We start from the raw sequence: 23,514 nt of genomic DNA, 5'->3' as shown, positions 1-23,514 counted from the left end.
CCATGACCCCGAGCGCCCCGACCCCGAGCACGGCGCGCCGCGCTCCCCGTGAGATGCCGGTCGGTGCCCACGAGCTGGGCGCCACCGCGACCGGCAGCTACCACGACCCGCATTCCGTGCTGGGCGTGCACACCTACGACGGCGGCGTCACCGTGCGCACGCTGAGGCCGCTGGCCCACGAGGTGGCGCTGGCCCTGCCCGACGGCACCGTGCACCCGATGCGCCACGAGTATGACGGGATCTGGGTGACGGCCGTGGACCGTCCCCACCTCGACGCCTTCACCATCCGGGTGACCTGGGCCCCGGGGGCCGAGCCGGTCGAGCTCGAGGAGCCCTACCGGTTCCTGCCCAGCGTGGGCGAGCTGGATCTGCACCTGATCCGCGAGGGCCGCCACGAGGAGCTCTGGCAGGTGCTCGGCGCCCATGTGCGGGAGATCGACGGCGTCGCCGGGACCACCTTCTCCGTCTGGGCGCCCAACGCCCGTGCCGTGCAGCTGATCGGCGATCTGAACGGCTGGGACGGTCGTGGGCACGCGCTGCGCTCGCTCGGCGGCTCCGGTGTCTGGGAGCTGTTCGTCCCGGGGGTGGGCGACGGCGCCGTCTACAAGCTGCGGATCCTCGGGGCCGATGCCCAGTGGCGGGACAAGGCCGACCCGATGGCGCGACGCACCGAGATCCCTCCGGCCACCGGCTCGATCGTCACCTCGAGCAGCTACGAGTGGGGCGACGACGCCTGGCTCGCCGAGCGCGCCCAGCACGATCCGCTGACCGCCCCGATGTCGATCTACGAGGTGCACCTGGGCAGCTGGCGGCCGGGCCGCAGCTACCGCGACCTGGCCACCGAGCTGGTGGAGTACGTGCAGCAGACGGGCTTCACCCACGTGGAGTTCATGCCCGTGGCCGAGCACCCCTTCGGCGGCTCCTGGGGGTACCAGGTCACCGGGTACTACGCCCCCACCTCCCGCTGGGGCTCCCCCGACGAGCTGCGCCACCTGATCGACGCGCTGCACCGCGCCGGCATCGGCGTGATCATGGACTGGGTGCCCGCCCACTTCCCCAAGGACGAGTGGGCCCTCGCCCGCTTCGACGGCACACCGCTGTACGAGCACGCCGACCCCCGCCGCGGGGAGCATCCCGACTGGGGCACCTACGTGTTCGACACCGGACGCAGCGAGGTGCGCAACTTCCTGGTCGCCAATGCCTGCTACTGGCTCGAGGAGTTCCACGTCGACGGGCTGCGGGTCGACGCGGTCGCCTCGATGCTCTACCTCGACTACTCCCGGGACGACGGCCAGTGGGTGCCCAACCGTGAGGGCGGGCGCGAGGACCTCGAGTCCATCGCCTTCCTGCAGGAGACCAATGCGACCGCGTACAAGCGCGCGCCGGGCATCGTGATGATCGCCGAGGAGTCCACGTCCTTCCCCGGGGTCACACGCCCCACCGACGCGGGCGGCCTGGGCTTCGGCTTCAAGTGGAACATGGGCTGGATGCACGACACCCTCGAGTACATCGGCGAGGATCCCGTGCACCGGCAGTACCACCACGGCGAGCTCACGTTCTCGATGGTCTACCAGTACTCCGAGAACTTCGTGCTGCCGATCTCCCACGACGAGGTCGTGCACGGGAAGAAGCCCCTGCTGCGCAAGGCGCCGGGGGACGACTGGCAGCAGGCCGCCACGCTGCGCACCTACCTGGCGCTGCAGTGGACGCACCCGGGCAAGCAGCTGCTGTTCATGGGCTGCGAGTTCGGGCAGTCCTCGGAGTGGAACGAGTCGACGGGCCTGGACTGGTGGCTGCTCGAGCACGACATGCACTCCGGGATCCAGCGCCTGGTGACGGACCTGAACGCCCTGCTGCGCGAGGAGCCCGCGCTCTCCGAGCTGGATCAGGATCCCGACGGCTTCGCCTGGTTGCTGGCCGACGACGCCGAGCACGACACGGTCGCGTTCCTGCGCCGTGACCGCGGCGGGAACCCACTCGTGGTGGTCCTGAACTTCTCCCCCGAGCCCTGGCACGAGCACCGCGTCCCGATGCCGCTGGGCGGGGCGTGGGACGAGGTGCTGAACTCCGACGCGGCGGTCTACGGCGGCAGCGGCGTGGGGAACCTGGGCAGGGTCGATGCCGAGGACGTCCCGGCCGGCGGGTACGCACACTCGGTCCGGCTCACGGTGCCTCCGCTCGGCGCGCTCGTGCTGCGCCCCGCGTCCCGGGGCTGAGGCGCCTCAGTACAGGAGGTTCGCCAGGCGCTTGCGCGCCGGGCCGACGCGCGGATCTTCCGGACCCGCGACCGCGAACAGCTCGAGCAGGCGCGCGCGCAGGCGGTCCCGGGACTCGGCGTCGGCCCCGCGCAGCTGGTCCAGGAGCCGGGAGAAGGCGTCCTCGACGTGCCCGCCGAGCATGTCGAGATCGGCGACCAGCAGCTGGGCGTCGACGTCCTCGGGGTGCTCGGCGGCCGCGGTGCGGGCAGCCTCCAGCTGGGCGTCCTTCGTGCGATCCATGAGGTCGACGGTGGCGAGCCCGGCGGTCGCCTCGGAGTCGGCGGGGTTCTGGTTCAGGTGCTCGGTGAACGCGGTGCGCGCGCCCTCGAGGTCCCCGGCCTCGATCGCGTCGTAGGCCGTCTGCAACAGGGGCGGGAGCTCGGCCTGCGGGCTCGCCTCGCCCTCCTCGGCCTCGGACGCCGCGGCGGCGTCGGCCCCTGCGGTGTCCAGTCCCGTCTGCTGGGCGACCTGGACCACCTGGTCCATCAGCCCGGCGAGCTGCTCCTCGGGGACGATCGACTCGGCGACCGGCTGGATCTGCCCCTGCAGGAGCAGCATCAGGGTGGGCAGCTGCTGGACGCGCAGGGCCGCGGCGACGCGGGGCTGGGCGTCGGCGTCCACGACCGCCAGGCGCAGCGCGCCCGACTTCGCGTCGACGGCGCTGCGCAGGGCGGCGAGGAACTCGTCCATGCCGGGCACGCGGCTGCTAGTGACCACGAGCACGGTCGCGGTGGTCTGGGAGTCCTGGATGACCTGCTCGAGGTTCGTCTCCTCGACGGTGACCTCGTACTGGCCGGTGGAGCCGCTGCCGGCCTCGCCGGCGGGCTTCTTGAGGGAGGACAGGTCGATGACGCCGTAGGGATCGGTCATGGGGTTCTCCTCAACGATCGGTGGTGCGGGTGCGGCGACGGCAGGGGCTCATTCGCCGCGGGCGTCGAGAACGGCGCGGGTGGCGCCGATCGGCTGGATCTTCTTCTCGGAGCCCTTCGGCGGGATGTACAGGGCGACGGTGGTGCCGTAGTCGCGTGAGTACTCCTTGGTGAACGTCCGGGCGCCGATGATCGTGGTGTAGATGTTGTCCTCGCCGTAGCTGACCTTCGACCCCTCGTTGATGGACAGCTTCCGCGTCGAGGTGAGGGTGCCGAGGACGATCGCGCCGCCGTCGTCGGTGCGCAGCCCGCCGACCTCGCCCTTCACGGGGGTGTACTCCTCGTGGATGGTACCGATCTCGTCCTTGTCGACGCCCTTGTTCAGCTCGCGACGCTCCTTCCAGATCTGCTCGAAGGTGGTCTGCTTGAACGGGTCGTCGGCGAGCTGGTGCTTGCGGTCCTTCTTGTCGCCCGAGGAGAGCACCGCGGCGTAGAGCTCGAGCGCCTCCTTCGGCGTGACCAGCAGGTCTTTCTCGTCGGCGGTCACCGCCGCGCTGCCGACCTGGGCGGAGGGGACCGTGGGCATGTCGATGCCGGCGACCTGCTGCGCCCAGCCCCACGTCGAGTAGGGCGACTTCGCGTCCTTCTGCTGCAGGATCATGAAGTAGGGCGCCGCATCGGAGGAACCGTCGGCCTCGACGAGGGCCAGCGCGGTGCGCGGGAAGTCCTCGGAGGTCGAGGTGATTGGGACGACGGCCTTCTGACCCGGACGGGTGAGAGCCTTCTTCGCCCAGCCCTTGTCCTTGTCGATGATGGCGTAGGTGGCCTTGCGGAAGGAGGCGGCCGAGCCGGTGACGCGGGGCGCCAGCTCCCCGGCCTTTCGGTCCTCGTCCGCCGCCTTCAGGGCGTCGTGGATGTCGCCGAGGTAGGCCGACATCTGGTCGCCGGTGACCGCGGGGGTCGGGCTCTCGAGCTCGGGTCCGGAGGGGACGGCCGGTGGGGCGTCCTCCTTCGACCCGCACGCCGCGAGCAGCCCGCCCAGCGCCATCGCGCCGGCGCCGCTCAGCACGACGCGCCTGGTGACTGCGCTCATCGCTGCTCCTCCTCGGTCTCCGGCGTGCTCGCGCGGTGCCTGTGCGGGCGACGCGGGGGCGTCGCCGGGTCCTCGACGCGGTCGAGGACCTCGGTGGGATCCTCCGACCCCTCGGCGGACTCGTGACCGGAGCGCTCGCCCTGGCCGGGTCCGACGGTGATGGGCGCGGTCGGCCCCCAGACGTCCTCCTCGGCGGCGGGCTCCGTGGTGGGCTCCGTGGCGGGCTCGGCGGCGGGTTCCGTCGTCGCCTCGTCCGCGGGCTCGACCGCGGCGCCCTGCTCGTCGCTCTCCTGCGAGGCGTCCTGCAGGTGGTCCAGGCGTTCGGTCTCGGGCTCCGGAGCCTGTCCCTGGTGGTGGTCCGCGTCCGCGTCCCGATCGGGCCGGGCGTCCCGGTCCTGCTGCTCCTGCTCCGCGTCCCGGTCCCCGTCCTGGGGATCGGTGTCGTCGCGGTGCGCGTGGTCGGCGGCGACCGCCGTGCCCGCGGCGCCTGCGCCGACCGCTGCGGTGCCCGCACCGCCGCGCCCGGCCGTGGCGCCTGCTTTGCGGCGCGAGGAGCCGACGGAGACCACGAGCATGACCAGGCCGACGATCAGGAGCGTCGCTCCCGCGGCGTAGGCGTAGGGCACCCATTCGTTGGTCTCGTCGACCGGCCAGGTGATCGACACGCTGTCCGCGCCCGCCGACTTCCCGTCGGTGACCAGGAGGATCGCGCGGTACGGCTGAGGGGACTTCTCGGTCTCCTCGGCGTGGAAGTCCGCGATGTCGATCGAGGCGGGGCTCTTCGTCGTCTCCACGCTGCGCCAGAGGTCGGAGTGCGTGGGATCGGAGATCGTGTCCTCGCCGTCGGCGTCCACGGCCTCGGTGGTCAGCGTCTGCCAGTCCGAGAGCCCGGTGATCCGGGTGTACGCGGTGCCGTCGAGGTAGGCGTCGATGTCCTGGTTCGAGGCGGTGATCACCGAGACGTCGGAGGAGCCGGTGACCTTCACGGTCCCCTGCGTGCCGCCCACGTACAGCACGCCCGGGTCGATGACCACGGCGGGGCCGGCGTCGGAGAGGTCGACGCTCGCGGTGCGCTCGGGGGACGGCGCCCAGGTGGTCTCGCCGAGGCGCCCCAGGAGGAGCCCCACCAGCCCCAGCACCACCAGGACGCTAGCAATGATCTTGTAGATGATGACGATCTCCTCGTTCGCACCGAATCCCTCTCACGATACGAGAGACGGGCCGCGAGCACACCCTCTTCGCGCCCGAGCGTGAGCGTGAGCACGCGCGCTGCGATGCCCGGAGCATGCGTGCACTGCCGTACGCTGACCGGGTGCGTCTCGTCGTTGCCAAGTGCTCGGTCGATTACACCGGCCGCCTCACCGCTCATCTGCCCCTGGCCACGCGCCTGCTCATCGTCAAAGCCGACGGCAGCGTGCTCGTCCACTCCGACGGCGGCAGCTACAAGCCGCTGAACTGGATGAGCCCTCCCTGCCGCCTGCGCGTGACGGATCGCGCCGACGCCGAGGACGCGGCCGAGGACGCAGCGGCGACCCTTCCCGAAGAGGACTGGGTCCAGGAGTGGGACGTCGTCCACGACAAGACCGGGGACCGCTTGCGGGTGCGCCTGGTGGAGATCCTGCAGGACACGTCCATCGAGCTCGGCATCGACCCCGGTCTGCAGAAGGACGGCGTCGAGGCCCACCTGCAGGCTCTCCTCGCCCAGAACATCGAGACCCTCGGGGAGGACTGGTCCCTGGTGCGACGCGAGTACCCCACCGCGATCGGTCCGGTCGACATCCTGGCGCGGGACGCGGACGGCGGCACCGTCGCGATCGAGATCAAGCGCCGCGGCGAGATCGACGGCGTCGAGCAGCTCACTCGCTACCTCGAGCTGCTGAACCGCGATCCGCTGCTCGCCCCGGTGCGCGGCATGTTCGCCGCCCAGGCCATCAAGCCGCAGGCGAAGGTGCTGGCGGGCGATCGCGGCATCGACTGCGTGACCCTCGACTACGACGCGCTGCGCGGCATCGACGATGCCGAGAGCCGTCTGTTCTGAGGCCACTCCCCCACGTCCCGTCCGCGAAGGAGCACCGATGCCCGCCGATCACCGCCACGAGCCCTCCCTGCAGGCCGAGCTGGCCCTGCGCGGCACCGCCCTGCTCGAGCAGGGCGTGGTGACAGATGCGCTCGTCCTGATCGCCGAGGGCCGGATCCTCTTCGTCGGGAGCGCCGAGGCCGCGCCGTCGCACGAGGCAGCCCGCACCATCGACCACCCCGGACTGATCCTGCCGGGCCTGGTGGACCTCCATTGCCACGGCGGCGGCGGTGCCTCCTTCCCTGACTGCGACGATCAGCAGGAGGCGCTGGTCGCGGTCCGCGAGCACCGTCGCCACGGGACCACCTCCCTGGTCGCCTCGCTGGTGACGGCCTCCGCCGAGGAGCTCACCTCGCGGGTCGAGATGCTGACCTCCCTGGTGGGCGAGGGCGAGGTCGCAGCGATCCACCTCGAAGGGCCCTTCATCTCCGAGGTGCGCCGTGGCGCCCAGAACCCCTCGCACATCAGCTCCGGCGATGCCGCGCTCGTGCGCCGGCTCTGCGAGATCTCGGACGGGGCCATCGCGACGATGACGGTCGCCCCGGAGACCGCGAACGCCGACGAGGTCGTGCGCGCCCTCGCCGAGGGCGGCGCCGTCCCCTCCCTGGGGCACACCGACTGCTCGAGCACGCAGATGCGCGAGGCGATCGCCACGGCCGGGGACGCCCTGCGCCGCTCCCACGGCCGATCCCCGCGCCCCACCGCCACTCATCTGTTCAACGGCATGCGTCCGATCCACCATCGCGACCCGGGCCCCGCTCTCGCCGCCCTGGACGCCGCTGCACAGGGCCACCTGGTGGGCGAGGTGATCGCCGACGGCGTCCACCTGGCCGCCGAGACCGTGGGACACGTCTTCGACATCGCCGCCCCGGACTCCCTGGTGCTGATCACCGATGCGATGGCCGCCGCCGGGATGGCCGACGGCAGCTACCGCCTCGGGGCCCTCGACGTCACCGTCGAGGACGGCGTCGCGACCCTCGCGGAGGGTGGGTCGATCGCCGGAGGGACCGCGCACCTTATCGACGTCGTGCGCTTCGCCGTGCGCGAGGCGGGCGTGGATCTGACCACGGCCGTGCGGGCCGCGAGCGCCGTGCCGGCCCAGGTTCTGGGCGCGCAGGACGAGATCGGGTCGTTGCGAGCAGGGCTGCGAGGGGACGTGCTGCTGGTCGATGAGCACCTGCGTCCCGTGCAGGTCGTCCGCGGGGGCGAGCTGGTCGAGACCGCCCGCGCCGACTGATCCTCCCGCGCTGCGGGCGTCAGTCCGCGTCGCCGCGGACGGCACCCGTGGGTGCCGCCTCCTGCCAGGCGATCACCGCCGAAGAGGTGGTGAAGGGGACCATCAGCCACACCGGCTCGCGCCCCCGGACCTGGAACTCCAGCTCGGCTCGCTCCCCCTCATCCTCGCCCTCGATGCTGTGGCGCACCACGTCGAGGATCTCGCTGCGGCGCAGGGCGACCTCCCCGCCCGGCAGCAGGGCGTCCGAGCGCCGCCAATACAGGCCCTCGGAGGAGAAGCGCAGCCGTCCTCCGCGCCAGACCCCACGACCCTGCCGCGCCGCGGGCCTCCACAGGTAACAGTCGAGCAAGCCCCGCGCGAGGACGATCGAGCGCACCAGCACCGCGAGCGCCAGCAGGACGACGAACGCCCCGACCACCACCAGGGTGATCGGGACGTTCACGTGGGTCATGGCCGCGTTCGTCGCCTCAGTTGGCCGAGGCCCGAGCGGCGTGATCGACGGCGATCGTCACCACGTCGCCGTCCATCGAGACGAAACCGCCCTCGACGTCACGCTCGGTGGCCTCGCCGTCCTCGCCGATGATGCGCACCGCGCCGCGATCCAGGATCGCGAGCGTGGGCTGCATGCGGGGCAGGATTCCCATCGACCCGTCGGCCGCGGGCACGACGACCTGCGCCGCCTGCCCGCTCCACACGGTGCGATCGGCGGAGACGAAGGTGACCTCGAGGGTGCTCACTCTCCGAGCTCCTTCTGGAGGTTGTGCCAGTTCTCCATCACCATGTCGATGCCGCCGACGTTGAAGAACGCCTGCTCGGGGATGTGGTCGAACTCGCCGTCGCAGATGCCCTTGAAGGACTCGATGGTGTCGCGCAGCGCCACGTCCGAGCCGTCCACGCCGGTGAACTGCTTGGCCAGGTGGGTGTTCTGCGAGAGGAACTGCTGGATGCGGCGGGCACGGGCCACCGTCACCTTGTCCTCCTCGGAGAGCTCGTCCACGCCGAGCATCGCGATGATGTCCTGCAGCTCCTTGTTGCGCTGCAGGATCTGCTTCACCCGGTTGGCGACGTCGTAGTGCTCCTGGCCCACGTAGCGCGGGTCGAGGATGCGCGAGGTCGAGGTCAGCGGGTCGATCGCCGGGTACAGACCGCGCGAGGCGATCTCACGGGAGAGCTCGGTGGTCGCGTCCAGGTGGGCGAAGGTCGTCGCCGGGGCCGGGTCGGTGTAGTCGTCGGCCGGGACGTAGATCGCCTGCATCGAGGTGATCGAGTGGCCGCGGGTGGAGGTGATGCGCTCCTGCAGCACGCCCATCTCGTCGGCCAGGTTGGGCTGGTAGCCCACCGCCGAGGGCATGCGGCCCAGCAGCGTGGAGACCTCGGAGCCCGCCTGGGTGAAGCGGAAGATGTTGTCGATGAACAGCAGCACGTCCTGGCTCTGGACGTCACGGAAGTACTCCGCCATGGTCAGCGCCGAGAGCGCCACGCGCAGTCGCGTGCCCGGGGGCTCGTCCATCTGGCCGAAGACCAGAGCGGTCTTCTCGATGACGCCCGACTCGGTCATCTCCTCGATGAGGTCCCAGCCCTCACGGGTGCGCTCGCCGACACCGGCGAACACGGAGACACCGTCGTGGTTGTTGGCCACGCGGTAGATCATCTCCTGGATGAGGACCGTCTTGCCCACGCCGGCGCCGCCGAACAGGCCGATCTTGCCGCCCTGCACGTACGGGGTCAGCAGGTCGATCGACTTGATGCCGGTCTCGAACATCGTGGTCTTCGACTCGAGCTGGTCGAAGTTCGGGGCGGTGCGGTGGATGGGCCAGCGCTCGGAGACCTGGAGGGACTCGCCCTCGGGGAGGTTCAGAGCGTTGCCGACCACGTCGAACACGGTGCCCAGAGTGGCGTCGCCGACCGGGACCGAGATCGGCGCGCCGGTGTCGGTCACGGCCTGGCCGCGCACGAGACCGTCGGTGGGCTTGAGCGCGATCGCGCGCACCATGCCGTCACCCAGGTGCTGGGCGGTCTCCAGGGTCAGGACCGTGGGCTCGAGACCCGCGCCCTCGACCTGGACATCCGTGGTCAGGGCGTTGTAGAGCTCGGGGATGTTCCCCGGGGGGAACTCGATGTCCACGACCGCGCCGGTGACGCGGGCGATGCGGCCGGTGCCCTGCTCCGCCGGGGCGGCAGCGGGGTCGGTGGTGACTGCGGTGCTCATAAGGTTCTCTCCAATGTCAGGCCGGCGCTCGGAGCGCGTGCGGCGGCTCAGCGTTCGGTGCGACCGGATCCCGAGAGCGCGTCGGCGCCGCCGACGATCTCCGAGATCTCCTGGGTGATCTCTGCCTGGCGTGCCGAGTTGGCCAGACGGGTGAACTTACGGATCTGCTGCTCGGCGTTGTCCGTCGCGGTCTTCATCGCGCGCTGGGTGGCGGCGTGCTCGGACGCCATCGACTGCAGCAGCAGGTTGACGATGCGCGACTCGAGGTAGCGCGGCAGCAGTTCGTCCATGACCGACTCGGCATCCGGCGCGAACTCGTAGAGCGGGTACTGCGGCGAGCCCTCCCCCTCGGCGGCGTCGACAACCTCGAGCGGCACCAGGCGGGTCGCCCGTGCGACCTGCTGGAAGCGGCTCACGAAGCGAGTGCCCACGAGGTAGGCCTCGTCGAGGTGGATCTCGGGGTCCTCGCTCTGCAGGTCGTCGGTCAGACGCTGCGCGATGTCGTGGCCGAGAGCGGGGATCTCGGACTCCGAGTACGGCGCCCAGGACTGCACCGGCGGACGGTTGCGGAAGGTGTAGTAGGTCTCGCCCTTGCGCCCGACGACGTACAGCACGGGCTTCTTGCCCTCGTCGATCAGACGGTTGGCGAGCTCCTCCGCGGTGCGGATCGCGTTGTGCGAGTACGAGCCGGTCATACCGCGGTCTGCGGTGATCAGCACGATCCCCGCGCGACCCGTCTCGCTGCGCTCCTGGTCGAGGAACGCGTGATCGACGTCCCCGGAATGGGTCGCGACGGCCCCGATCGCACGCGTGATCGCGTCCGCGTACGGCGTGGTCGCGAGCACCCGGGCGTGGGCCTTGGCGATGCGCGATGCCGCGACCATCTCCTTGGCCTTGAAGATCTTCTTCATGCCCTGAGCGGAGGTGATCCGCTTCTTGTACTCCCTCTGCTGTGCTCCCATGTCTCTCCTTCGCGGGATGCTCCGGCCTGGTCCCGGCGACGCCCTGCCCTCACGGGTGGGCGTCGGACCGGATCATCCGCGGACGATGCGCTCCTGGTCGATGTCCTCGTCCTCGGCGCTCTCGTTCACGTCGGTGACCTCGGACGCCTGGCCCTTGCCGGCCAGGAAGTCACGCTTGACCTGATCGAGCAGGTCGGCGGCCTCCTGCTGGGACTCGTCGGAGAACTTCTTCGAGGTGCGGATGTCCTCGAGGACGTTGCCGTTGTGGCGCAGGTGCTCGAGCAGCAGACCCTCGAACTCGCGGACGTCCTCGACCTCGATGTCATCGAACTTGCCGGTGGTGCCGGCCCAGATCGAGATGACCTCCTCCTCGACCGGGTAGGGCGAGCTCTGGGGCTGCTTGAGCAGCTCCATCAGACGGGCGCCGCGGTTCAGCTGCTGCTTGGAGGCGGCGTCCAGGTCGGAGGCGAACATCGCGAAGGACTCGAGGTCGCGGTACTGGGCGAGGGAGATCTTCAGCGTGCCGGAGACCGACTTCATCGCCTTGATCTGGGCCGAGCCGCCCACGCGGGAGACCGAGATGCCGACGTCGACAGCGGGACGCTGGTCGGCGTTGAACAGATCGGACTGCAGGAAGACCTGGCCGTCGGTGATCGAGATGACGTTGGTCGGGATGTAGGCCGAGACATCGTTGGCCTTGGTCTCGATGATCGGCAGACCGGTCATTGAACCGCCACCCATCTCGTCGCTGAGCTTCGCGCAGCGCTCGAGCAGACGGGAGTGCAGGTAGAAGACGTCGCCGGGGTAGGCCTCGCGGCCCGGCGGGCGACGCAGCAGCAGGGAGACCGCACGGTAGGCCTCGGCCTGCTTGGTGAGGTCGTCGAAGACGATCAGGACGTGCTTGCCCTCGTACATCCAGTGCTGGCCGATGGCCGAGCCCGCGTAGGGAGCGATGTACTTGAAGCCCGCGGGATCGGAGGCGGGGGCCGCGACGATCGTCGTGTAGTCGAGCGCTCCGGCCTCCTCGAGGGTCGCGCGCACCGAGGCGATCGTCGAGCCCTTCTGGCCGACGGCCACGTAGATGCAGCGCACCTGCTGGTCGGGATCGCCGGAGTCCCAGTTCGCCTTCTGGTTCAGGATCGTGTCCAGGGCGATGGTGGTCTTGCCGGTCTGGCGGTCGCCGATGATCAGCTGACGCTGACCGCGGCCGATCGGGGTCATCGCGTCGATCGACTTGATGCCGGTCTGCATCGGCTCCTTGACGCTCTTGCGCTGCATGACCGTCGGGGCCTGCAGCTCGAGGGCGCGCCGGCTGTCCGACTCGATCTCGCCGAGGCCGTCGATGGGGGCGCCGGTGGGGTCGACCACGCGGCCCAGGAACTTGTCGCCGACGGGCACGGAGAGCACCTCACCGGTGCGACGGACCTCCTGGCCCTCCTGGATGCCGGAGAACTCGCCGAGGACGACGATGCCGACCTCGCGGAGCTCGAGGTTCAGCGCCAGACCGAGCGTGCCGTCCGCGAAGCGGACCAGCTCGTTGGCCATGACGCCGGGCAGACCCTCGACGCGGGCGATGCCGTCGGCCGACTCGGTGACGCGGCCGATCTCCTCGCGGTCGGGGGTCTCGGCCTGGTAGGTGGACACGGCGGTGTCCAGGGCGTTCCGGATGTCCTCCGGGCGGATCGTGAGCTCAGCCATCGCGGTGCTTCGCTTCCTTCTCTGCCCCGACAAAGGGGGGCGGTGGTCGTCAGATGAGGGGTCGTCGGTGCGCGGCCGTCAGGCCACCAGGCGGGTGCGTGCCTGGGCCAGGCGCGCGAGAACCGTCGCGTCGTAGAGGTCGTCCCCGACCTGCACGCGCAGGCCGCCGACGACCTCCGGGTCCAGCTCGAGATTGATCTGCACCTCGCGCCCGTAGGCACGGGTGAGGATCGAGGCCAGGCGCGACTGCTGCTCGTCGCTGAGCTCCCGCGCGGTGCGCACGATCGCCAGCAGGCGACGACGACGCGCGGAGGCGAACTCGGCGAAGCCGAGCAGCCTGCGAGCGGGCTTGACGTCGGTGCGACGCCCCACGGCTCGGCGCGCGAGGGCGACGGTGAGCGGGAGTGCACGAGCGCCCAGCAGGCGATCGATGACACCCGTGCGCGCCTCGGGGTCCTCACGGGCGCCGTCGAGGGCACCGCTGAGCGGTCCGCTCTCGTCGATCACGCGGGAGATCTGGAACAGCTCCTCCTCGACCTGCTCGAGCACGCCCTCGTGGGCGGCCTGCGCGAGCAGCGCCTCGACGCCGAGCTGTTCGAGGGCGTCCAGGACGTCCTCCTGCTCGGACCACCGACGGCCCACGACCTCACGGGCGAGCTCGGAGGCGACGGGGCCGACGCGATCGGCGAACAGCGACGTCACGACGTCCTGCTTGACCGAGGCCGGCCGGCCGCCGTCGCTGAGCATCCGCACCAGCTGATTGCTGGAGTCGATCGCGTCGGCGATGGCGAACAGCTCCTCGGCGACCTGCGGCAGCGACACGTCGTCGCCGCGCAGCAGCTCGTGGGACCGCTGGGTCACCTCGCGCAGGGAGGTGGAGGAGGTTCCTCGCATCTGGTGTCCTTATCGGGTCGCGGTCTGGGAGGACTCGAGGTCGTCCAGGAACCGGTCGATCACGCGGCTGGAGCGCTCGTCGTCGGTGAGGGACTCGCCGACGATCTTGGAGGCCAGGTCGCTCGCGAGCGCTCCGACCTCTCCCTTGAGCTGTGCCGCTGCGGTGGTGCGCTCCGCCGTGAGCTGCTGGCGCCCGGCGGTGAGGATGCGCTCGTTCTCGGCCTCGGCGCGTGCCTTGGCCTCCTCGATGATGGCGGTGCCGTCGGCACGCGCCTTCTCGCGGATCGAGGCCGCCTCCTGGCGAGCCGCAGCGAGCTCCTGCTCCTGTTCGTTCTTGAGCTGGTCGGCCTGCTGCTGGACCTCCTCGGCCTTCTTCAGACCGCCCTCGATCTTCTCCGAGCGCTCGTCGAGCACGGCGTTCAGCCGCGGCAGGATGAACTTGGTGAAGATGACGGCGAAGATGACCAGGAAGAAGAGCGACCAGATGATCTCCTGGGGCTCCGGAACCAGGATCTTCCAGCCCGGGACCTCACCCTCTGTACCTTCGGCGAGAATCATGGGTGGGGTCCTCAGCTCTGGAAGAGGAAGCCGGTGACGATCGCCAGCAGCGTCAGGATCTCGGTGAAGGCGATACCGATGAACATGGTCGACTGCAGGGCGCCGCGAAGCTCGGGCTGACGGGCGGTCGCCTCAGCGGTCTTGCCGACGATGATACCGATGCCGATGCCCGGGCCGATGGCCGCGAGGCCGTAGCCGATCGACGCGACGTTGCCGGAGAGCTCTGCGAGGGTGGTGGCGTCCACAGGGTTTCCTTTCGTTGTGCCGACCGGGAGGACGGCGCGCTTGGGGTGAAGCAGGTCGGACGGGTCAGTGCTCGTCCGACGTCGCCATGTTGATGTACACGGCGGTCAGGATGGTGAAGATGAAGGCCTGCAGGGCGGCCACGAAGATCTCGAAGCCGTAGATCCCGATCGCGAGAGCGCCGGAGAACGGCGCGACCGCGATCAGGGCGCTGCCGGAGAACAGCAGCCCCTGCGTCAGCCCGATGAACACCACCAGCATGATGTGCCCGGCGACCATGTTCGCGAGCAGTCGGATGGTCAGCGAGGCCCAGCGGATCACCGCGAGCTGCAGGAACTCGATCGGGATCAGCAGCAGGTAGATCGGCTTCGGCACGCCGGGGGGCATCGTCTCGTGCTTGAGGTAGCCGCCCAGGCCGTGCTTCTTGATGCCGAAGAAGATGTAGACGACGAAGGTCCACAGGGCCGCCAGCAGCGGCAGGCCGATCACGGAGGTGCCGGCGAGGTTGAGGCCGGGGATCACGCCCGCGAGGTTCATCGAGAGGATGAAGAAGAACATCGTCACGAGCATCGGGGCGTACTTCTTGCCCTCGCGCAGCCCGAGCGTGTTCTCGATGATCGAGTGGTCGACGAACTCGATGATCATCTCGACGACGCTCTGGGCGCGGCCGGGGACGAGCTTGGCGCGGGAGGCGATGATCGCCATCACCGTCAGCACGACCACCAGGATGATCAGGCGCACGAGCTGCACACGGTTGAACTCGAAGGGCGTGCCCGCGAAGAGGATCCCGTGCGGGAAGAACTCGGCGATGCTCGGCGAGTGGAACTCGAACCCCTCGGCGAGGAGGGACGGAGTGGCGTCGGCGGTGTTCAGCGCGATCTCCCGTGGTCGTCGTGTCGGTATCCGGGCCACCGCGAGCTGCGGCCGGACCCAGGGCCCGATGGCCTCGGCCGTCGCTGGCGTCAGCGGTATGGATGGTCGTGCAGTGTCCGAGTCACCCCCGGCAAGGGACCGGGGTATGTCGCACGGGGTGCCGCCATGCCGCGACCAGGGGCCGGGCGGGGGGAGGCGGGGGCACCGGGATCATGACTCACCGTGGGCATCGGTCACCCCGTGGGGGTGGGATGCGGAGCGTCACGGACCCCGATCCGGGCCGCGCGAAGACACCTCGAGCATATCAGAGCGTCACTGCTCCGAGGGGTGTTCGGCGACCTCCAGACGGGCCCTGCTGCGCACCATTCCGACGGCCTCCGTGACCGCCGCCACGAGCGCCCCGGCGAGCAGCGCGAGGCCGAGCCACGGGCGCGAGAGCCAGGCGGCGTCACCGAGCAGCAGTAGGGCTATGACCAGCAGGAACATCTTCACCAACCAGCTGCCCATGAGCACGACAGCGGAGGAGGTCGCGGGCAGCGGGCGAGCGATCCGGGCACTGACCAGTGTGGGCAGGGTCACCAGGAGAGCGAGGCCACTCCCGACCAGCGCGCCGGGCAGCGCGCCGGCGCCCCCGAGGGTCGCCGCGGCGGCGATCACGAGTAGGTCGATGACGATGCCGGCGAGGATCGCGCGCAGCAGGGCGCGCATCAGCAGACGGTCGTTGTGGGCGCGGGCACGGGCGATCGCGTCGCCGCCGGGAGCGGTGCCGGCGTCGGCGTCGGTACGAGCGGGGCGGCGGGGGTTCTCGTCGGGCATCTCAGTCCTCGGTGCGGGCATGGGCGTGAGCGCGGTGGGCGGATCGGCGGCGGATGCGGGTGACGGGGTCGATCGTCAGGATCACGGCGACCAGCACGCCGATGCCCCAGAAGATCACCACCGAGCGCATGTCGACCAGGGCGGGCAGCAGCATGCCCACCGAGATCACTCCAGCCCACAGGTACATGATCAGCACGGCGCCGAGCTGGGAGTGGCCAATGTCCAGCAGACGGTGGTGCAGGTGGAGCTTGTCGGCATGGAACGGCGAGTGGCCCGAGCCGATGCGGCGCACCACGGCGAGCACGAAGTCCAGGAACGGGATGAACATGACGCCGATGGGCAGCAGGATCGGGAGGAACTGCCCGATGACCTTCGCGTCGGAGAGCTGCGCGGTGTCGACCTGCCCGGTCACGGTGATCGTGCTCGCGGCCAGCAGCAGGCCCAGCAGCATCGACCCGGAGTCGCCCATGAAGATCTTCGCCCGCGGCAGATTGTGCGGCAGGAAGCCCAGACAGGCCCCGACCATGGCGGCCGTGATCAGCGCGGCGAGCGAGGAGTAGTCGGTCGTGGAGGCGCTGCGGGTGAGCAGGTAGGCGTAGACGAAGAACGCCATGCCCCCGATCGTCATCACCCCGGCGGCGAGGCCGTCGAGGCCGTCCACGAAGTTCACGGCGTTCATCGAGACCACGACCACCAGCACCGTCAGGATGATCGCGCTGCGGGAGGAGAGCAGGGTGACCCCGCCGATCGGCAGGGAGACCAGCCGTACGCCCTCGGCGGCGAGCAGCAGTGCCGCGAGCACCTGGCCGGCGAGCTTCGTGACCCAGTCCAGGTCCCATTTGTCGTCGGCCGCGCCGAGCAGCGCGACGATTGCGGCGGAGATCAGGATCGCCCAGGGCTGACTGGACTCGTGGAACAGGCCGTGGAGGAACGGGATGCGACTGGCGATCAGCATGGCCGCGGCCACGCCGACCAGGATCGCCAGACCTCCCAGCCGCGGCGTGACGACGGTGTGCACGTCACGCGAGCGCACGGCCGTCATCGCTCCCAGGCGACGCGCCATCAGGCGCACAGCGGGCGTGACCAGGAAGGTCACCGCCGCCGCGAGCAGGAGGACGAACAGGCAGATCCTCACGCGGGGCGGTCCCCGCTGCCGGGGTCGCCTGCATCCCTCGCTGCCTCGGGCGCATCACCCGTGGCACTGGTCCACTCGCCCTCGGGTGCCGGGCCCTCCCCCGCCGACGCGCCGTCCTCGGGGGCGGTCGCGCTCAGCGGTGCGGCCTCGGCGGCCGCGAAGGCGTCGTCGCCGATGCCCTCGACCCTCTCGCCCTCCGGAGCGCTCTCCTCGGCGGCCCGGGGGGCGTCCGTCCCGGCCTCGTCGCTCGCGGCCTCGTCGCTCGCGGACTCCTCGGTCGCGGGCTCCTCGGTCGCGGGGACGGTGAAGATGTCGCCGACGGCCTCCACGATCTGCTCGCGGGTCAGCGCTCCCTCGCGCACGATCTCGGCCGGCTCGACCGTGGTGTCGATGATCGTGGACGCGGTGCCCAGGCGCGCGGGGCCGCCTTCGAGGTACACCTCGACACGGTCGCCGAGCTGGGTGGCCGCGTCCATGACGCTGAGCGCGGAGGGCCGGCCGTGGCGGTTGGCGCTGGAGACGGCGAGAGGTCCGGTGCGGCGCAGGAGCTCGAGAGCGATCTCGTCGTCCGGCATCCGCAGCGCGACGGTGCCGCGGGTCTCGCCCAGATCCCAGTTCAGGGAGGGCTGGGCGTTCAGGATCAGGGTGAGCGGGCCGGGCCAGAAGGCCTCGGTCAGGCGCTCGGCGTACTCGGGGACGTCGACCGCGAGCCCCAGCAGGACCGCGGGATCCCCGACGAGCACCGGCGGAGGGACGTCGCGCCCACGATCCTTGGCCTCCAGCAGCGCCTGGACCGCGTCCGGGGTGAACGCGTCGGCCCCGATGCCGTAGACGGTGTCGGTGGGGAGGACGATCAGCAGGCCGTCGCGGATCGCATCGTGCGCGGCCTGCAGGGCGTCGTCGCGGGTGGTCTCGTCTCGGGTGTCGTACACGCTCACGGCGCTCAGTCTCTCATCTCGTGGTGGGGGCGCCCGGTGATCTCCCGGACCGCGACCAGGAAGCGGTCGCGCCCGGTGAGGTCACGGACGGTGCGGATGGCGCGGAAGGCTCCGGTCGCCGCGGCGACCTCTCGGGCGGCCGCGCCCTGGACGTCGGCGTGTTCCATGACGAGCAGGCCCCCGTCGCGCAGCAGCCGGGCCGCGAGAGCGACGACGGCGCGCGGAATGTCCAGGCCGTCCTCTCCCCCGCCGTACAGGGCGCGGGCGGGGTCGTGATCGGTGACCTCGCGGTCCCGCGGGATCGCACCGGAGGGGATGTAGGGAGGGTTGGCCAGGACGGCGTCGACCTCGGTGAGGTCACCGAGCAGGTCCGGATCCGTCACGTCCCCGGCCCGGACCTCCGCCCGTCCGGATGCGATGCGGGCGAGGTTGCGGGCGGCGAGGTCGCGCGCGGCCGCGTCGATCTCGACCGCGATCACGCGGGCGGCGGGGGCCTCGTCGAGGACGGCCGCGGCGATCGCCCCGCTGCCGGTGCACAGGTCCACGACCGTCGTGACCCGCTCTTCGCGGGCGTGCTCCAGCAGCACGTCGATGGCGACCTCGGTCTCCGGTCGAGGGATGAACACACCGGGGGCCGTCTCCAGCTCGAGACGACGGAACGGGGCGCTGCCGAGGATCAGCTGCAGCGGCTCGTGCGCCTCCCGCCGGGCCACGAGCTCCTCGAGCCGCTCGGCGAAGTCCGCGGGGAGGGCGTCGAGCAGGACCAGCGGGCCCGTGCAGTCGGCCGCCGCGCCGAGCAGGCTGCGCGCCTCGGCACTGGCCGAGACGATCCCAGCCTCCCCCAGGCGCCGCGTGGCGCGGGCGAGGGCTTCGCGCAGCGCGAGCCGCACGGTCTGCGGGTCCTCCGCGAGGCTCGGGGCGACGTCCCGCGGGACGCCCGACGTGCTCACAGCTCCGCCTCCGCGGCGCTGCGCAGGCGCTCCTCGGCCTCCGCGCGGCGGGAGGAGTCGATCAGCGCATCGAGGTCGCCGCCGAGGACCTGCTCGAGATTGCCCGCCTTGAAGCCGGTGCGGTGGTCGGTCACGCGGGACTCGGGGAAGTTGTACGTGCGGATCCGCTCGGAGCGGTCGACGGTGCGCACCTGGGAGCGACGGCTCGCGGCGGCCTCGGCGTCCTGCTCGGCGCGGCGGGCGTCCAGCAGTCGTGACCGCAGGATCCGCAGCGCCTGCTCGCGGTTCTGCAGCTGGCTCTTCTCGTTCTGGCAGGAGACCACGATGCCGGTGGGCAGGTGGGTGATCCGGACGGCGGAATCGGTCGTGTTCACGCTCTGCCCGCCCGGCCCGGAGGAGCGGAAGACGTCGATGCGGAGATTCGCCGGCGCCATCTGCTCGCTGAGCAGTTCCGCCTCGTCCGTCTCGTCGGCCTCCGGCATGACCAGGACGCCGACGGCCGAGGTGTGGATGCGGCCGGCGGATTCCGTCACCGGGACCCTCTGCACGCGGTGCACCCCGCCCTCGTACTTGAGATGGGCCCAGACCCCGTCCGCCGGGGCCCCCGAGCGGGCGGCGCGGACCGAGACCGTGGCGTCGCGCAGACCCCCCAGGTCCGAGTCGGTGGAGTCGATGACCTCGACGCTCCACCCCTTGGTCAGGGCGTACTGGCGGTACATGCGCAGCATCTCTGCGGCGAAGAGGGCGGACTCCTCGCCGCCGGCTCCCGCCTTGATCTCGAGGATCACGTCGCGGGAGTCGTCCTCGTCGCGCGGGGCGAGCAGTTCGCGGAGGTGGTCCGCGTGCCCGGCGGCCTCGGACTCGAGGCGGTCGGCCTCGCTCGCGAAGTCCGGGTCCTCGGCGGCGAGCTCGCGGGCGGCCGCGGCATCCTCTCGGGCACCGCGCAGAGCACGCAGCGAGGTGATGATCTGGTCGACCTCGGCGTAGCGTCGGCCGACGCGGCGTGCGCGGGCGGCATCGGCGTGGAGATCGGGGGCGGCCATCCGCTCCTCGAGGTCGGCGTGCTCCGCCTCGAGGGCGCGCAGTCGTTCCTGCGGGAGCCCCTCGAGCTCGTCGGCAGGGTGCGCCACGGCCGCTCCTCGGATCAAGGGCCCGGCGCTCGGGCGCGCACAGGGCCGGGATGACACGACGCCGGCGGCTCCCCTGGGGGAACCGCCGGCGTCGGAAGCTCTGTCAGCTGGACTTCTTGCCGTAGCGGGCCTGGAAGCGTGCCACGCGACCGCCGGTGTCCAGGATCTTCTGCTTGCCCGTGTAGAACGGGTGGCAGGCCGAGCAGACCTCGGCGCGGATCTCGCCGTCGCCCTTGGTGCTGCGGGTGGTGAACGTGTTGCCGCAGGTGCAGGTCACCTGGGTCACGTGGTAATCCGGGTGGATGTTCGCCTTCATGATCACTCCTTCTCGGGGTCGCTGGGTCGGTGCCCGACGGGCACCGTGAACCAGAACCGACGCCCGATTGTGCCACGCACGGGCGCGCCGGCACACCCTTCGGTCCGCGGGGGTGACGAACTCCCCACCGGGTGTGTGCCCGGGCGTGCGCCCGAGGATGAGCCCGGGGGCGTGGTCGATCGTCCGACGGTCGGGGCCTCAGGCGGACTCGCGCACGATCAGCCGGTAGGGGACGGTGCGCACCGCGCGCTCCTCCCCCGCGCTCAGCCGGCCTGTGTACAGGCCGTCGACCACGTCCACGGCCTCGCGGGCGACCGTGGCCTGGTCCACCCCGATCGTGGTCAGCTCCGGGGAGACCAGGGCTCCCAGGGCCAACCCGTCCACGCCCGCCACGCGCACGTCCTCCGGGACCCGCACGCCGCGCGCCCGCAGCTGCTTGAGCACCTGCAGGGCACCCACGTCGTTCCAGGCGACCAGCGCATCGGCACCGCCTGCGAGCGCGGCGTCGAGCTGGACGGTGGGCCCGCCGTCCGCGAGGGGCTCGACGCGCGCCCGCTCCACCACGGCGCCGATCGCCGTTCGCAGCCGCTGCGCGCGACCGCTGGGCTCTCCGCGCGCGGTGTCGAGCACGACCACGTCCTGACAGCCCTGGCGGCCGAGATGGTCGGCGAGGGCCGTCAGCGCCGCGGAGTCGTCGAAGCGCACCCCTGCCGCCCCCGACCCGCCCTCGGGCAGGTCCAGGCGCACGAGGGGCATGCGGGCGGGCACGGCCTCGTCCGCCGCCTCCGGGAGGCTGTACCCGAGCAGCGCGTCGGCCCGTCGCATCAGCTCCCCGGCCACGGTGGCGGGGTCGCCCCCGCCGTCGGACTCGGAGACCACGACGTTCCACCCGCGGGTGGTGGCCTCGCGGATCACGGCGACGGCGATCTCGGGGAAGAAGGCATTGCCGAGGTCGTTGACCAGCAGCCCCAGGGTCGGCGGCCCCTGGGAGACCAGCCCGCGCCCGAAGCGGGAGGGGCGGTAGTTCAGCTCGTCCGCCGCGGCGAGCACGCGCTCCCGCGTCGCGGAGCTGATGCCGGGCATGTCGTTCATGGCCCGGGTGACGGTCTGCCGGGAGACCCCTGCCCGCTCGGCGACGTCCACGATCGTCGCGCGACGATCCACCCCGTCGGACGTGCGCCCCGCCCCGCCCCTCGATGTCACACGGTCTCCTCCCGCAGGTCCAGCCAGGCGACCTGCTCGGCGGTGAGCTGCACCGAGAGGCCTTCCATAGAGGATCGCATCTCGGTGATCGATCGCGGACCGAACAGCGGGAAGGTCGGGAAGGGCTGGGCGAGGACGTAGGCCAGGGCGATCGCGGTGGGCGGCACACCGAACTCACGCCCGAGGGTACGGGCCCTCTCGAGCCGCTCGAAGTTGGCGTCGGAGTAGTAGCAGCGCACCAGCTCCGCGTCGGAGCGGTCCTCCGGGGCCGCCCGCCCGGTGAAGAACCCCCGCGCCTGGGACGACCACGGGAACAACGGGATCTGTCGCTGCTCGAGCCAGGCCTTGGATGCCGGGTCGGTGGCATGGACGCAGCCCGCCCACGGCACGTCGAGCGCCTCGGCCAGGCCGAAGTGGTTGGAGACCAGGCTGAAACCCTGCTTCCCGTGGGCTCGGGCATAGGCATCGGCCTCGTCGATGCGTGCCGGTGTCCAGTTGGAGCCGCCGAATGCGCGGATCCGGCCGGCCTCGAGGTGCTCGTTCAGGACGTCGACGAATTCGCCGACGGGGATGTCGAGATTGTCCCTGTGCATCATGTAGAGGTCGGCGTAGTCGGTCTGCTGGCGCTCGAGGGACTCCAGCAGCTGGCGCGTGAGGGACTCGGGATCGCAGTGCGGGGTGTGCGCACCCTTGGTGATGACCACGACGTCCTCGCGGATCCCGCGGTTGGTGATCCACTGGCCCAGCTGCTCCTCGTGATGGCCGCCGCCGTAGATGTAGGCGGAGTCGAAGGTGGTGCCCCCGGACTCGACGAAGGCGTCGAAGAGGGCGGAGGCATGGGCGAGGTCCGGCTGGTTGTCGCAGCCCATCACCAGTCGGGAGATCTGCTTGCCGACCCCGGGGATCTCGCCGTAGGGCATGGCGGCGTCCTCCCGCACCCGCAGCGCCTGCCCCGAGACCGTGGGGATCGCGGCGTCCTCCCGCTCGAAGGGGTAGCGCAGGCCGATCTGCTCGCGCCAGGAGTCCAGCAGACGGGCCTGGGCGAGGCTCGAGGCGAGGTCGACCTCCGGCACCTCACCCTCCCCTGCCGCGGCCGCCCGGGCCAGCGCATCGGCCTCGAGGGCATAGGGCCAGGCCCGCTCGACGGCGATCTCGCGCCGTTCCTCCCCCACCACGTCGACGCCGATCACGGTGTCCTCGCCGAGGGTCCAGGGGTCACTCAGCCGGATCACGCCGCGGGTGCCGGTGACGGTGGCGCCCTGCGGGTCGGCGAGGCGCACGCCCGTGCGCAGGCTCGCGGTGGCGCCGCCCGGGAAGGTCAGCTGGGCCGTGGCCCATTCGTCCACGCCGGTGGGGCCGAGGCTGCCGGCGCCGACGAGGCCCGTCGGGTCCAGCGTTGCGCGTCCCTCGGCGGCACCGGCGACGAACCGCGCGAAGGAGAGCGGGTAGCAGCCGACGTCCAGGATGCCCCCGCCGGCGATCGCGGGATCGAACAGCCGGCCCTCGCGTCCACCGGTGTCGAAGGAGAAGGAGGCGTCGACGTGGACGAGGTCACCGATCGCACCCTCGCGCACCAGGTCCAGCACCTGGATCGTCTGCGGGTGGAAGCGGTACATGAAGGCCTCGAGCAGGACGCGTCCGCTGCGGCGGGCGGCGTCCGCGATCGCCATCGCCGTGCCGTGGTTGGGCGCCAGCGGCTTCTCGCACAGCACGTGCTTGCCGGCCTCGAGCGCCGCGATCGCCAGCTGCGCGTGCCCGGTGTGGACGGTGGAGACGTAGACCGCGTCGACGACCTGCGAGGAGAGCACGTCCTGGTAGCTGCCGATCACGCTGTCCGGCCCCTGCTCGAGGGAGAACTCCTCGGCGAAGGCGCGAGCACGCGCGGGATCGCTGCTGCCGGCCCCCACCAGCACACCGTGCTCGCTGTGCGGGAGCTGGCTCGCGAATCGGCGGGCGATGGAGCCGGGGCCGAGCACGGCCCAGCGCAGTCGGGTGCTCATGGGCTGACCTCACTGTCGATGGTGTTCCGAGGGTCGTGAACGTTCACGACAGCGG

At 71.2% G+C, this 23,514-nt stretch carries 23 protein-coding genes; 3 read left to right on the top strand and 20 right to left on the bottom strand.

The window, feature by feature from the left end; genetic code table 11:
* Window positions 1-2 precede the first annotated feature (2 nt).
* Window positions 3-2,216 carry a 1,4-alpha-glucan branching protein GlgB gene (gene glgB, locus DEO23_RS12530; RefSeq protein WP_165831832.1) on the top strand — a complete coding sequence of 738 codons (2,214 nt, stop codon included), beginning with the start codon at window positions 3-5 and terminating at the stop codon, window positions 2,214-2,216.
* 6 nt (window positions 2,217-2,222) lie between these two features.
* On the opposite strand, the gene DEO23_RS12525 is transcribed toward glgB, so the two are convergent.
* Genes DEO23_RS12525 through DEO23_RS12515 form a run of 3 tightly spaced genes read right to left on the bottom strand, consistent with a single transcriptional unit; the run spans window position 2,223 to window position 5,359 of the window.
* The gene (locus DEO23_RS12525) at window positions 2,223-3,128 is read right to left on the bottom strand and encodes a co-chaperone YbbN (RefSeq protein ID WP_109276368.1); all 906 of its coding nucleotides are present in this window, start codon (window positions 3,126-3,128) and stop codon (window positions 2,223-2,225) included.
* Window positions 3,129-3,176: 48 nt separating this feature from the next.
* The gene (locus DEO23_RS12520; RefSeq protein WP_109276367.1) at window positions 3,177-4,220 is read right to left on the bottom strand and encodes a DUF8094 domain-containing protein; all 1,044 of its coding nucleotides are present in this window, start codon (window positions 4,218-4,220) and stop codon (window positions 3,177-3,179) included.
* Window positions 4,217-5,359: a hypothetical protein gene (locus tag DEO23_RS12515; protein ID WP_133249876.1), complete on the bottom strand. Its 1,143-nt coding sequence runs from the start codon at window positions 5,357-5,359 to the stop codon at window positions 4,217-4,219. The genes DEO23_RS12520 and DEO23_RS12515 overlap by 4 nt, the downstream gene beginning before the upstream one ends.
* 173 nt (window positions 5,360-5,532) lie before the next feature.
* Here DEO23_RS12515 and nucS point away from each other — a divergent pair, with 173 nt between their 5' ends.
* Both nucS and DEO23_RS12505 read left to right on the top strand, forming a co-directional pair.
* Window positions 5,533-6,258: an endonuclease NucS gene (nucS, locus tag DEO23_RS12510; RefSeq protein WP_109276569.1), complete on the top strand. Its 726-nt coding sequence runs from the start codon at window positions 5,533-5,535 to the stop codon at window positions 6,256-6,258.
* A 37-nt stretch (window positions 6,259-6,295) separates the two neighbouring features.
* Complete coding sequence (locus DEO23_RS12505; protein ID WP_109276365.1) at window positions 6,296-7,534, top strand: N-acetylglucosamine-6-phosphate deacetylase; 1,239 nt, start codon at window positions 6,296-6,298, stop codon at window positions 7,532-7,534.
* Between the two features lie 19 nt (window positions 7,535-7,553).
* On the opposite strand, the gene DEO23_RS12500 is transcribed toward DEO23_RS12505, so the two are convergent.
* The 17 genes from DEO23_RS12500 to DEO23_RS12420 form a co-directional block, all read right to left on the bottom strand.
* Window positions 7,554-7,985: a DUF2550 family protein gene (locus tag DEO23_RS12500; RefSeq protein WP_109276364.1), complete on the bottom strand. Its 432-nt coding sequence runs from the start codon at window positions 7,983-7,985 to the stop codon at window positions 7,554-7,556.
* 16 nt (window positions 7,986-8,001) lie between these two features.
* The gene (locus DEO23_RS12495) at window positions 8,002-8,271 is read right to left on the bottom strand and encodes a F0F1 ATP synthase subunit epsilon (protein WP_109276363.1); all 270 of its coding nucleotides are present in this window, start codon (window positions 8,269-8,271) and stop codon (window positions 8,002-8,004) included.
* On the bottom strand, window positions 8,268-9,743 hold the full coding sequence (gene atpD, locus DEO23_RS12490) for a F0F1 ATP synthase subunit beta (RefSeq protein WP_109276362.1): 1,476 nt from the start codon (window positions 9,741-9,743) through the stop codon (window positions 8,268-8,270). Before atpD ends, DEO23_RS12495 begins: the two co-directional genes overlap by 4 nt.
* Window positions 9,744-9,790: 47 nt before the next feature.
* Window positions 9,791-10,705, bottom strand: coding sequence for a F0F1 ATP synthase subunit gamma (locus DEO23_RS12485; protein WP_109276361.1), 915 nt, complete (start codon window positions 10,703-10,705; stop codon window positions 9,791-9,793).
* A 72-nt stretch (window positions 10,706-10,777) separates the two neighbouring features.
* Entirely contained in the window at window positions 10,778-12,403 is a 1,626-nt protein-coding gene (gene atpA / locus DEO23_RS12480) for a F0F1 ATP synthase subunit alpha (protein WP_109276360.1), read from the bottom strand.
* A 78-nt stretch (window positions 12,404-12,481) separates the two neighbouring features.
* Entirely contained in the window at window positions 12,482-13,297 is an 816-nt protein-coding gene (locus DEO23_RS12475; RefSeq protein ID WP_109276359.1) for a F0F1 ATP synthase subunit delta, read from the bottom strand.
* A gap of 9 nt (window positions 13,298-13,306) precedes the next feature.
* Window positions 13,307-13,855, bottom strand: a complete 549-nt coding sequence (locus DEO23_RS12470; protein ID WP_109276358.1) for a F0F1 ATP synthase subunit B — start codon at window positions 13,853-13,855, stop codon at window positions 13,307-13,309.
* An 11-nt stretch (window positions 13,856-13,866) separates the two neighbouring features.
* Window positions 13,867-14,100: an ATP synthase F0 subunit C gene (gene atpE, locus DEO23_RS12465; protein ID WP_109276357.1), complete on the bottom strand. Its 234-nt coding sequence runs from the start codon at window positions 14,098-14,100 to the stop codon at window positions 13,867-13,869.
* 64 nt (window positions 14,101-14,164) lie between these two features.
* Entirely contained in the window at window positions 14,165-15,010 is an 846-nt protein-coding gene (atpB, locus tag DEO23_RS12460) for a F0F1 ATP synthase subunit A (protein ID WP_165831831.1), read from the bottom strand.
* Between the two features lie 273 nt (window positions 15,011-15,283).
* Window positions 15,284-15,787, bottom strand: coding sequence for a Cg1360 family ATP-synthase-associated protein (locus DEO23_RS12455; protein ID WP_109276356.1), 504 nt, complete (start codon window positions 15,785-15,787; stop codon window positions 15,284-15,286).
* Window position 15,788: 1 nt separating this feature from the next.
* Window positions 15,789-16,922 carry an MraY family glycosyltransferase gene (locus DEO23_RS12450; RefSeq protein ID WP_109276355.1) on the bottom strand — a complete coding sequence of 378 codons (1,134 nt, stop codon included), beginning with the start codon at window positions 16,920-16,922 and terminating at the stop codon, window positions 15,789-15,791.
* A complete protein-coding gene (locus DEO23_RS12445; RefSeq protein WP_109276354.1) occupies window positions 16,919-17,860 on the bottom strand; it encodes an L-threonylcarbamoyladenylate synthase in 942 nt (313 codons plus the stop codon). The genes DEO23_RS12450 and DEO23_RS12445 overlap by 4 nt, the downstream gene beginning before the upstream one ends.
* Window positions 17,861-17,865: 5 nt before the next feature.
* Window positions 17,866-18,810 carry a peptide chain release factor N(5)-glutamine methyltransferase gene (gene prmC / locus DEO23_RS12440; RefSeq protein WP_240613387.1) on the bottom strand — a complete coding sequence of 315 codons (945 nt, stop codon included), beginning with the start codon at window positions 18,808-18,810 and terminating at the stop codon, window positions 17,866-17,868.
* Complete coding sequence (prfA, locus tag DEO23_RS12435; RefSeq protein WP_109276353.1) at window positions 18,807-19,940, bottom strand: peptide chain release factor 1; 1,134 nt, start codon at window positions 19,938-19,940, stop codon at window positions 18,807-18,809. Before prfA ends, prmC begins: the two co-directional genes overlap by 4 nt.
* A 103-nt stretch (window positions 19,941-20,043) precedes the next feature.
* Complete coding sequence (gene rpmE, locus DEO23_RS12430) at window positions 20,044-20,256, bottom strand: 50S ribosomal protein L31 (protein WP_109276352.1); 213 nt, start codon at window positions 20,254-20,256, stop codon at window positions 20,044-20,046.
* A 198-nt stretch (window positions 20,257-20,454) separates the two neighbouring features.
* Window positions 20,455-21,459 (bottom strand): LacI family DNA-binding transcriptional regulator, encoded by a 1,005-nt coding sequence (locus tag DEO23_RS12425; RefSeq protein ID WP_240613386.1) that lies wholly within the window; start codon window positions 21,457-21,459, stop codon window positions 20,455-20,457.
* Window positions 21,456-23,459: an aldo/keto reductase gene (locus tag DEO23_RS12420; RefSeq protein ID WP_109276351.1), complete on the bottom strand. Its 2,004-nt coding sequence runs from the start codon at window positions 23,457-23,459 to the stop codon at window positions 21,456-21,458. The genes DEO23_RS12425 and DEO23_RS12420 overlap by 4 nt, the downstream gene beginning before the upstream one ends.
* Between the last annotated feature and the right edge of the window lie 55 nt (window positions 23,460-23,514).

It is taken from the genome of Brachybacterium endophyticum (genome assembly GCF_003130585.1).
Lineage (GTDB): Bacteria > Actinomycetota > Actinomycetes > Actinomycetales > Dermabacteraceae > Brachybacterium > Brachybacterium endophyticum.
Note: the sequence above shows the minus strand (reverse complement) of the source record. Positions and strands in the feature narration are given on the sequence as shown.